The organism is Inquilinus limosus MP06 (assembly GCF_000767795.1).
Taxonomy (GTDB): domain Bacteria; phylum Pseudomonadota; class Alphaproteobacteria; order DSM-16000; family Inquilinaceae; genus Inquilinus; species Inquilinus limosus_E.
The window spans coordinates 1-8,347 of the sequence record NZ_JANX01000263.1; the positions used below are offsets into that span (position 1 = coordinate 1).

10 protein-coding genes are annotated in these 8,347 nt (G+C 69.1%); 4 read left to right on the forward strand and 6 right to left on the reverse strand.

The genetic code is table 11. From position 1 onward, the window contains the following. The 5 genes from P409_RS19405 to P409_RS19425 all read right to left on the reverse strand — a co-directional run. On the reverse strand, positions 1-738 hold a 738-nt coding region (locus tag P409_RS19405; RefSeq protein ID WP_034841823.1), incomplete at its 3' end, for an ABC transporter ATP-binding protein. Then, a complete protein-coding gene (locus tag P409_RS19410) occupies positions 735-1,397 on the reverse strand; it encodes an ABC transporter permease (protein ID WP_034841826.1) in 663 nt (220 codons plus the stop codon). The genes P409_RS19410 and P409_RS19405, both read right to left, overlap by 4 nt. 29 nt (positions 1,398-1,426) lie before the next feature. Further along, positions 1,427-2,110, reverse strand: coding sequence for an isochorismatase family protein (locus P409_RS19415; RefSeq protein WP_034841830.1), 684 nt, complete (start codon positions 2,108-2,110; stop codon positions 1,427-1,429). Then, a complete protein-coding gene (locus tag P409_RS19420; protein WP_034841834.1) occupies positions 2,110-3,414 on the reverse strand; it encodes a M24 family metallopeptidase in 1,305 nt (434 codons plus the stop codon). Before P409_RS19420 ends, P409_RS19415 begins: the two co-directional genes overlap by 1 nt. A 99-nt stretch (positions 3,415-3,513) precedes the next feature. Then, positions 3,514-4,452, reverse strand: coding sequence for a GlxA family transcriptional regulator (locus tag P409_RS19425; protein WP_034841839.1), 939 nt, complete (start codon positions 4,450-4,452; stop codon positions 3,514-3,516). A gap of 139 nt (positions 4,453-4,591) precedes the next feature. On the opposite strand from P409_RS19425, the gene P409_RS36290 reads away from it, so the two are divergent. Further along, the gene (locus tag P409_RS36290; RefSeq protein ID WP_052120958.1) at positions 4,592-5,449 is read left to right on the forward strand and encodes an alpha/beta hydrolase; all 858 of its coding nucleotides are present in this window, start codon (positions 4,592-4,594) and stop codon (positions 5,447-5,449) included. A 69-nt stretch (positions 5,450-5,518) separates the two neighbouring features. Here P409_RS36290 and P409_RS37190 read toward each other — a convergent pair whose 3' ends face one another. Beyond that, positions 5,519-5,905: a VOC family protein gene (locus P409_RS37190; RefSeq protein ID WP_081991634.1), complete on the reverse strand. Its 387-nt coding sequence runs from the start codon at positions 5,903-5,905 to the stop codon at positions 5,519-5,521. Positions 5,906-6,163: 258 nt separating this feature from the next. Here P409_RS37190 and P409_RS41595 point away from each other — a divergent pair, with 258 nt between their 5' ends. The 3 genes from P409_RS41595 to P409_RS19440 all read left to right on the forward strand — a co-directional run bounded on the left by P409_RS41595 (position 6,164) and on the right by P409_RS19440 (position 8,209). Next, positions 6,164-6,346, forward strand: a complete 183-nt coding sequence (locus tag P409_RS41595) for a LacI family DNA-binding transcriptional regulator (protein WP_202964726.1) — start codon at positions 6,164-6,166, stop codon at positions 6,344-6,346. Beyond that, positions 6,268-7,182 carry a LacI family DNA-binding transcriptional regulator gene (locus P409_RS19435; protein ID WP_202964727.1) on the forward strand — a complete coding sequence of 305 codons (915 nt, stop codon included), beginning with the start codon at positions 6,268-6,270 and terminating at the stop codon, positions 7,180-7,182. The genes P409_RS41595 and P409_RS19435 overlap by 79 nt, the downstream gene beginning before the upstream one ends. A 343-nt stretch (positions 7,183-7,525) precedes the next feature. After that, positions 7,526-8,209 carry a GntR family transcriptional regulator gene (locus tag P409_RS19440; protein ID WP_034841844.1) on the forward strand — a complete coding sequence of 228 codons (684 nt, stop codon included), beginning with the start codon at positions 7,526-7,528 and terminating at the stop codon, positions 8,207-8,209. The last annotated feature ends 138 nt before the right edge of the window (positions 8,210-8,347 follow it).

Consider the following 8,347-nt stretch of genomic DNA (forward strand, 5'->3'; position numbering starts at 1 on the left):
CAAGGTGCGGTCGGTGCCGAGGAAGGTCTCGATGAACGGCGTCGCCGGATTGGCCAGAAGCTGGTCGGGCGTCGCGAACTGCTCCAGCCGCCCGGCGCGGAAGATGGCGATCCGGTCGGCCATCTTCACCGCCTCGTCCAGGTCGTGCGAGACGAAGATGACGGTCTTCCGCAGCGCCGCCTGCATGCGCAGGAACTCGTCCTGGATCGTCTCGCGGTTGATCGGGTCGATGGCGCCGAAGGGCTCGTCCATCAGCAGCACCGGCGGGTCCGCCGCCAGGGCGCGGATCACGCCGACGCGCTGCTGCTGCCCGCCCGACAGCTCCTTCGGATAGCGGTCCATGAACACCGCCGGCTCCATCGCCACCAGCTCCAGAAGCTCGGCGGCGCGGGCGCGGGACTTCTTCCTGTCCCAGCCCAGCAGGTCGGGCACGACACAGATATTCTCGGCCACGGTCTTGTTCGGGAACAGCCCGATCTGCTGGATCACGTAGCCGATCGACCGGCGCAGCCGGATCGGGTCGACCGCCCTGGTGTCGCGGCCGTCGATGAACACGGTGCCGCCGGTCGGTTCGATCAGCCGGTTGATCATCCGCATGGTCGTGGTCTTGCCGCAGCCCGACGGGCCGAGCAGGACGCAGATCTCGCCGGCCGGCAGGTCGAAGCTGACCTCGTCGACCGCGGTCACCGGGCCGGCAGGGGTGTCGAAGACCTTGGTCAGGCGGTCCAGCCGGATCATGCCATCGCCCCCCGGGCCAGCCCCTTTGAGGTCAGCCGCCGCTGCGCCAGCGCCAGCAGCAGGTCGACCGCGATCGCCAACAGCGACACCGCGACCGCGCCGGTGATCAGCTGCCGCGGGTCCGACTGGCTGATGCCGCGCGAGATGAAGGTGCCGAGGCCGCCGGCGCCGATATAGGCGGCGATCGCCGTGACCCCGATGTTCATCACCGCGGCGGTGCGGATGCCGGCCATGATCACCGGGATCGCCAGCGGGATCTCGACCTGGCGCAGCCGTTGCGCCGCGCTCATGCCCATGCCGATGCCGGCCTCACGCAGCGCCGGGTCGACATCGACGATGGCGGTGTAGGTGTTGCGGATGATCGGCAGCTGCGAATAGAGGATGATCGCGATCACGGCCGGCACGCTGCCGATGCCGTGGCCGATCGGCGACAAGAGCGGGATCATCAGCCCGAACAGCGCCACCGACGGCACCGTGATCATCATCGAGGCGAGGTAGAGAACGACGTCCGCGGCCCGCTTCGACTGGGTGATGGCGATGCCGATCGGCACGGCGGTGACGATCGCGATCGACACCGCGACGGCGACAATCGACAGGTGCTCCAGCGCCCGCGCCGCGATCACGTCCAGGTTGTCGTAGGCAAAGGTGAGCGTCTCCATCAGGCCGCGTTCCCGTGATTGCCCCGCCGTCAAAGGTCGAGATACAGCCTCGCCGCGTTGTCGTAGGTGAAGCGCAGCGGCACCGATCCCTGCACCCGCCAGACCTCGACCGCCTCGCCTCCCATCAGCCGGCAGGCGCCCTCGGTATCGACGACGGCACCGCCATAGAGCCGGTTGGCGAGGTTGAGGATGGCGGTCTGGTGCATCGCCGCGCTGCCGCTGCCGCAGGCATCCTTCACCAGCGCGACGCGGATACCGAGATCGACCGCGTCCTTCACGGTCTGGGCGATGCAGGCCTCGGTCCACACCCCGGCGACGAACAGCCATTCGGTGCCGAGCGCCGCCAGCCGGCCGGCCAGCCCGCCGCCGGCGAAGGCGCTGGCGTCCGACTTCACCAGCACCGGCTCGCCGTCGGTGGGGCCGACCTCCGCACAGATCTCCGACATCGGGTCGTTGGCGTCGCTGAAGGCCGAGGTGCCGTCCGCCATCACCGGGTGGAACGGCCTCGCCCGCTGGGCCGCCAGATCGACGACATAGGCCGAGTGCAGGACCGGGATGCGGGCCGCCCGCGCCGCCCGCTGCAGCCGCTGGACATTGCCGATCACCGCGTCGAAGCCCTCGACCAGGTAACGGCGGTCACGGCGGTGCTCCTCCTGCAGGTCGACGAACAGCGCCGCCGCCCGGTGCGGCTCGATGGCGAGAGGGGTCTTCATTACACCTCTCCGCCCAGCAGCTCGTCCTCATAGGGGAAGCGCGACAGCACCTCGGTGCCGGTCTCGGTGATCAGGATCTCGTCCTCGAGCTTGACGCCCTCGCGGCCGCCCTTCTCGCCGATATAGCTCTCGACGCTGACCACCATGCCGGGCAGCAGATGGCCGTCGCGGCCATAGGTCTCATAGTCCATGGCATGGGCGATGAACGGGGTCTCGCCATGCATGCCGACGCCGTGCATCACCGAGGTGTAGCGCTGCTCGACGAAGCGGTCGGGAATCCTCCAGGCCTTTTCCGCCACCTCGCGGAACGCCATGCCCGGCTGGACGATGCCGATATTGTGCCGGATCTGGTCATGGGCCATACGGTACAACATCTTCTGGTAGTCGGACGGCCGGCCCGGCCCGCAGCGGAAGGTGCGCGAGAAGTCGGAGTAGTAGCCGTAGCAGCCGATTGTGTCGGTATCGAGCGCCACCAGCTCGCCCGGCCGGACCTTGCGGCCGCCGGCCTCGCTGAACCAGGGGTTGGTGCGCTGGCCGGAGGTCAGCAGCCGGGTCTCGATGAACTCGCCGCCCTGGCGGATCACCTCGTGATACATGATGGCGAACAGCTCGTTCTCGGAGATGCCGGGCCGGATCGCCTCGCGCACCGCGGCCACCGCCGCCTCCGCCCCCGCCATCGACGCCTGGAGGCACTTGATCTCCTCCGGCGTCTTCACCGCGCGCACGGCCAGGATCTCTCCCTGGCAGTCGGCGACGGTGCAGCCGCGCTTCTCCAGCGCCAGCGCATGCAGGTGGTTGCAGCGGTCCAGGCCGATCTTCATCGACCCGCCGCCATGGGTCCGCAGCAGGTCGGCGATCTCGTCGGCGAAGGCGCCGGCGCTCTCGCCGTCGCGGTTCGACACCGACGACCAGACCAGCTTCGACGGCCGCGCCTCGTCCACCGTGTCGAGCACGGTGGAGACGTGATAGCTCTGCGGATACTCGAACAGGACGACCGGCCCTTCGGCGGGCACGAAGAAGTAACGGGTCGAGTTGCGCAGGAAGTAGCCGAACATGTTGCGCGACCCGGTGGCGTAGCGCTGGTTGTACGGGTCGAACAGCACCACCGCGCCATAGCCGACCTCGACCATCCAGCGGCGCAGCCGGGCCAGCCGGCCCCGGCGCAGCGCGTGGACGTCGACGAAGGACGGCTCGGTGTCCGACAGCCACATGCCAACGGATTCGTCCGCGGTCGCCGGATGGCGCATCCGCTCGGCGAAATCGACGTCCTCGACGCTGTCGGGGTTGAACACCACGATGCTCATGCGCGTCTCCCTGTTCGGCCCAGGATGCGACGCCCGGCAGGGAGGGTTCGTGCGGAAATCCGCAAGGAGAATGCGGAATTCCGCTGCGGAGTCGATTGATCAGCTGCGGCGCGCAGCCCGAGGGGATATGCCCTCCTGCTCCCGGAACGCCCGGGCGAAGCTCGACATGTCGGAGAAGCCGCAGGCCAGGGCGACATCGCGCACCGGCAGGGTGGAATGGGCCAGCAGATCCGCCGCCCGCCGCAGCCGCAGCCGGCGGTAATAGGCGCCGGGGGAGATGCCGGCGGCGGCGCGGAAGGCACGCTCCAGCTTGTCGGCGGAGACGCCGAGCCGGCCGGACAGATCGGTCATGCGCAGCCGGTCCTCCACCGCCTCCTCCATGATCGCGATCGCCGACAGCACCAGCTCGTCCCGGATGCCGGTGCGCAGCCGCAGCGGCATCAGCTTGCGGTCGATGCTGGAGCGTAGTGGGCTGTGCACGAACCATTCGGCGACCCCGGCCGCCAGTTCGGCCCCGCAATCGGCGCCGATGATGTCGAGCATCATGTCGAGGCTGCCGACACCGCCGGCGGAGGTGAAGCGCTTGCGGTCGATGACGTAGAGGTCGCGGCGCAGCTCGATCTCGGGGAAGGCCTCGGCGAAGGCCGGCTGGCTGGTCCAGTGCAGGGTGCAGGCATGGCCGTCCAGGAGGCCGGCACGGGCCAGGAAGAAGGCGGCGTCGGCGACCGCGCCGATCCACGCCCCGGCCCGCAGGCTGCGGCGGATCCAGGCGACGGCCTGTTCGGCCACGACGTGGTCCGCGTCGCCGCCGGAGCACACCACGATGCGGTCGACCAGCGGTGCGTCGCGTGCTCCCAGCACCGGCTCGATCGCGAAGCCGTTCGACGCCCGGACCTTACCGCCGGACAGGCCGACGGCGATCCAGCGGTAGCATTCCCGCCGGGCCAGGATGTTGGCGGCCCGCAGCGGCTCGATCACGGAGCTGAAGGCCATGGTCGGGAAGCCGGGGAAGACCAGGACCGCGAAGGTGACCGGCATCCCCTGCTGTGCGCGCCCGCGCGGCGCCGGAGCGTGAATCACGTTGCGTCCCTGGCGCAGATCGTTGCATCCCTGTCGGATCGCGGAGTGTTCCGCCCGACGGCGCCGCGGTCAACGTCCCCCATCCGGATGGCGTCGCATGAGCGTGTCATGGGCCACATCGAGTCCCGCGGAGCTGCGGGCGCATCACGCCCGGGATGCCGAGGAGCGGGCCGGCCCGGTGCCCGAAAATGTGGACGAGGCTGCGCTCGCCGAGGCCGGCGCCTTCCGCGGCGGCCTGCTGTTCACGCCGCCGGATCCCGTGCCGGGCGCCGCCATCGTCTATTTCCATGGCGGCGGCTTCGTGGCCGGCAGCCCGGCCACCCATCGCTGCGTCACTGCCTGGCTGGCGAAGCTGACCGGGATGCGCGTGCTGTCGGGGCGCTACCGCCTGGCGCCGGAGAGCCCCTTCCCGGCCCAGCGCGACGACGCGGCTGCGGCCTGCGCCACCGCGGCGGCGATGTTCGGGACGGAGGCGAAGCTGATCCTCGCCGGCGACAGCGCCGGGGCCTGCGTCGCGCTCTGGGGCCTGCGCGCGCTCGCGCCGGATCTGCGCGCGCGTATCGCCGGGCTGGCGCTGCTGTATGGCGGGTATGGCGGCAGGACGGGCGAGAGCGTCGCCCGCTACGGCACGCCGGAGAACGGGCTCGATGCCGGGACCCTGATCGCCATGTACCGGCGCCTCGGCGCGGCGGCGGACGATGCGGGGATCTGGCCCACGGCCTTCGCGGGCGAGATCGCCGAACCGGCCTATGTCCTGGCGGCGGAGCTGGACGCGGTGTTCGACGATTCGGCCCGTCTGTTCGACGGCCTCCGCCCTGCCGCGCCGGACAGCCGGTTCGTCGTGGCCGCCGGCCAGGACCATGGCTTCCTCAAGAGCGCGGGCCGGGATCCTTCCGCGGCGCGGGAGCTTGAGGCTCTGTCTGCCTGGCTGCGGGCGCGTGTCAGCCCCCCTTGACCATCCGTGTGCAGACGGGCGGGGCAGCCTGGCGCCCCATCAAGCGGCCCTCCCGGAGGGACTAAGCGATCACTCGGGTTGATGACAACAGACGCAAAGCTTGTTGCCGTCGAGATCCCGAAAATAGGCCCCGTAGTAGTTGGGATGATAGTGCGGCCGGAGACCTGGAGTTCCCTCATCGGTCCCTCCGTGCGCAAGCGCCGCGGCGTAGCACTGGTCGACGAGCGAGCGGGTTTTCGCCAACAGGGCGACCATCTGCCCATTCCCAACCGTTGCGGGTCGCCCATCAAACGGACGGGCGACGATGAACAGGGGACGGTCCGCGCCCGGCGCCTTCCAATAGGCCCATTTGTCATCGGCGAATTTGAGAATCAGGCCCAGAGATTCAAATACGGGGCCGTAGAATTGCAGTGCACGGCTGACGTCGGCCACTCCGACCGTTATATGCGAAAGCATTGTGGGGTTCCTCTCCTAGGCAGTCCCTCTGACCTCGACCTCAGCACAGGAACTCGCTTCTCGGCGAACTGGCGCCAGCCGGGCGTTGCTCGACCGCCGAAGCAGGCCTCTGCCGAACCGGGTTATCAGCGCTTCGCGCAAGGCATTAGTCTAGCACACCGTGCGGGTCCGCTGCCGACCGCCCCCGCATGCTTGATCAAACTTCGGTAAGCGACCTCGATCAGCGACAGTTGGCGAAACGATTAGCTGGACGTTCAATTGGCAACCATCAGAGATGTTGCACGCGCGGCCGGCGTCTCGACCGCGACCGTCTCCGCCGTGGTGAATGACTCGGCCTATGTCAGCCCGGCGCTGCGGGCCGGGTGCTCGCCGCCATCAGCGAGCTGCAATACGCGCCGTCCGCGGTGGCCCGGAACCTCAAGCGCGGCACAAGCCAGCTGATCGCGCTCGTCGTCGCCGACCTGGCGAATCCCTTCTTCGCCCGCATTGTCTGTGCCGCCGAAGCCGCGGCGACCGCCTGGGGCTATTCGCTGGTGGTGTTCAACAGCGACGACAAGCCGGAGGCCGAGCGGCGGGCATTGTCGCGCATCAAGACGCTATCATGCGACGGCGTGGTGCTGGTGCCGGTCGGCAGCCAGTCGCAGTACCTGAGACGGGATTTCGAGGGGAACTCCATGCCGTCGGTCCTGTTCGGCCGCACGGTCGACGGCAACCGGTCGGATACGGTGACGCTCGACAATGTCTCGGCGGCGCGGCAGGTGACGACCTATCTCCTCGACCTCGGCCATCGCCGGATCGGGACCATCACCGGCCCGCTGCATCTGAGCTCCGGCCGCGGCCGCCTGGACGGCATGCTCGAAGCAATGCAGGAGCGGGGCGTGTCTCCGCGGAACGATCATGTCCGCAGCGGTGACTTCCGCGAGAACGTGGCCTATTCGGTGACGCGCGACCTGCTGCAACAGCCGGATCGCCCCACCGCGCTCTATGTGGCCAACGGCGTCATGGTCTTGGGTGCGATGCGGGCGATCGTCGATCTCGGCCTCCGCTGTCCCGAAGACATCTCCGTTGCGTCGACCGACACGATCCCCGGTATCGGCGGGCTCCGGACGCGGCTGACGCGGACCGAACATCCAGTCGACGACATGACCAGTGAGGCGCTGCGGATGCTGGTCGACAGAATAAACCACGGCGTGGAGCTGCCGCCGCGCAAAGTGATGTTCCAGCCCACATTCGTCCTGGGGGACAGCTGCGGCCCTGTCGTGGAGTCCGGCAGATGACGGCGCATGGGACCACCTCCTGAATACGGCGGCTGGATCCGATATCTGTTCGAGCCCGGCCAGGCGGCACTGGCATCTTCCGCCTCATCCTTCTTGCCTCGCGAGGCTTCGGCCGACACCGGCCGAAGGCGCGAGGTTCCGATGCTTTCCGGCTCCCGGCTGATCCAAGGCGCCCGGGAGCGGTCATCGTGCTCGAGGTCCGGAGAGAGCGGACAAGGCTGAAGCCGACCGAGGCCACTGATCCCGTGAAGAAGCTGCTTCGGCGTTGATGCCGGAGCGAGCTTGCAATTCCTCGAGTTATCAATATCATTATCAATATCGATAATCTGGATCAGGAACGGGGATGCGTGCCATTGCGCAGGACGGCATACGACCCGGTAGGGGCGCCGAGGTCTTCGACGGCCTCAAGCGGATGATCATGCTGGGCGAGGTCGCACCGGGCTTTGCGCTGCTCGAGCTGGAGCTGGCGCAGCGCTTCCAGTGCAGCCAGGGCACGGTGCGCGAGGCCCTGCTGGCGCTGCAGGAGGAAGGGCTGGTGCATCGCCTGCCGCACAAGGGCACGCGCGTCGCCGACTGCACCGAGGACGAGGCCGCCGAGATGTTCCGGCTGCGGCATGGCATCGAGACCCGCGGCATCGTGCGCGCCTTGCGGCGGCCCGACCCTGCCCTGTTGCCGGACCTGACCGCCCTGATCGAGGGCATGGAGGCGCGCGCGGAGGCCGGCGACGAATACGGCCAGACCGAGCTGGACCGCGCCTTCCATCGCCGGCTGTTCCGGACGGCCGGCCTGCCGGCGGTGGAGCCGCTGCTGCACCGCTGCATCCTGCACAACCACCGCTTCAAGATCACCCGCAGCGGCGAGCGGCGCGACCTGGCGGCCACGGCCCGGCGGCACTGGACCATCGTCGAGGCGCTGGCGGCGCGCGACGAGGCCACGGCCGTCGCTGCCATCGGCCACCACATCGAGACCATCGTCGATGTCGGCCCGTCGATCTTCGGCGCCGCCCCCGAGGGACCCAAGGCATGACCGGCTTCGATCCGAACGACGCCCCGAACCCCGAGATGGCGGCGATCATGGCGCGGCTGGCCGCCGAGGACGGCCACCTGCCGGACCGATCGTCCCTGCCGGCCCCGAAGGCCGGGCCCAGGCGGAGGCAGGCAATGT

Excerpts from the sequence above, each read along its gene's own strand:
- P409_RS19415 (WP_034841830.1), bottom strand. The coding sequence starts at position 2,110 with ATGAAGACCCCTCTCGCCATCGAGCCGCACCGGGCGGCGGCGCTGTTC.
- P409_RS19420 (WP_034841834.1), bottom strand. The coding sequence starts at position 3,414 with ATGAGCATCGTGGTGTTCAACCCCGACAGCGTCGAGGACGTCGATTTC.
- P409_RS19410 (WP_034841826.1), bottom strand. The coding sequence starts at position 1,397 with ATGGAGACGCTCACCTTTGCCTACGACAACCTGGACGTGATCGCGGCG.
- P409_RS37190 (WP_081991634.1), bottom strand. The coding sequence starts at position 5,905 with ATGCTTTCGCATATAACGGTCGGAGTGGCCGACGTCAGCCGTGCACTG.
- P409_RS36290 (WP_052120958.1), top strand. The coding sequence starts at position 4,592 with ATGAGCGTGTCATGGGCCACATCGAGTCCCGCGGAGCTGCGGGCGCAT.
- P409_RS19440 (WP_034841844.1), top strand. The coding sequence starts at position 7,526 with ATGCGTGCCATTGCGCAGGACGGCATACGACCCGGTAGGGGCGCCGAG.
- P409_RS19425 (WP_034841839.1), bottom strand. The coding sequence starts at position 4,452 with ATGCCGGTCACCTTCGCGGTCCTGGTCTTCCCCGGCTTCCCGACCATG.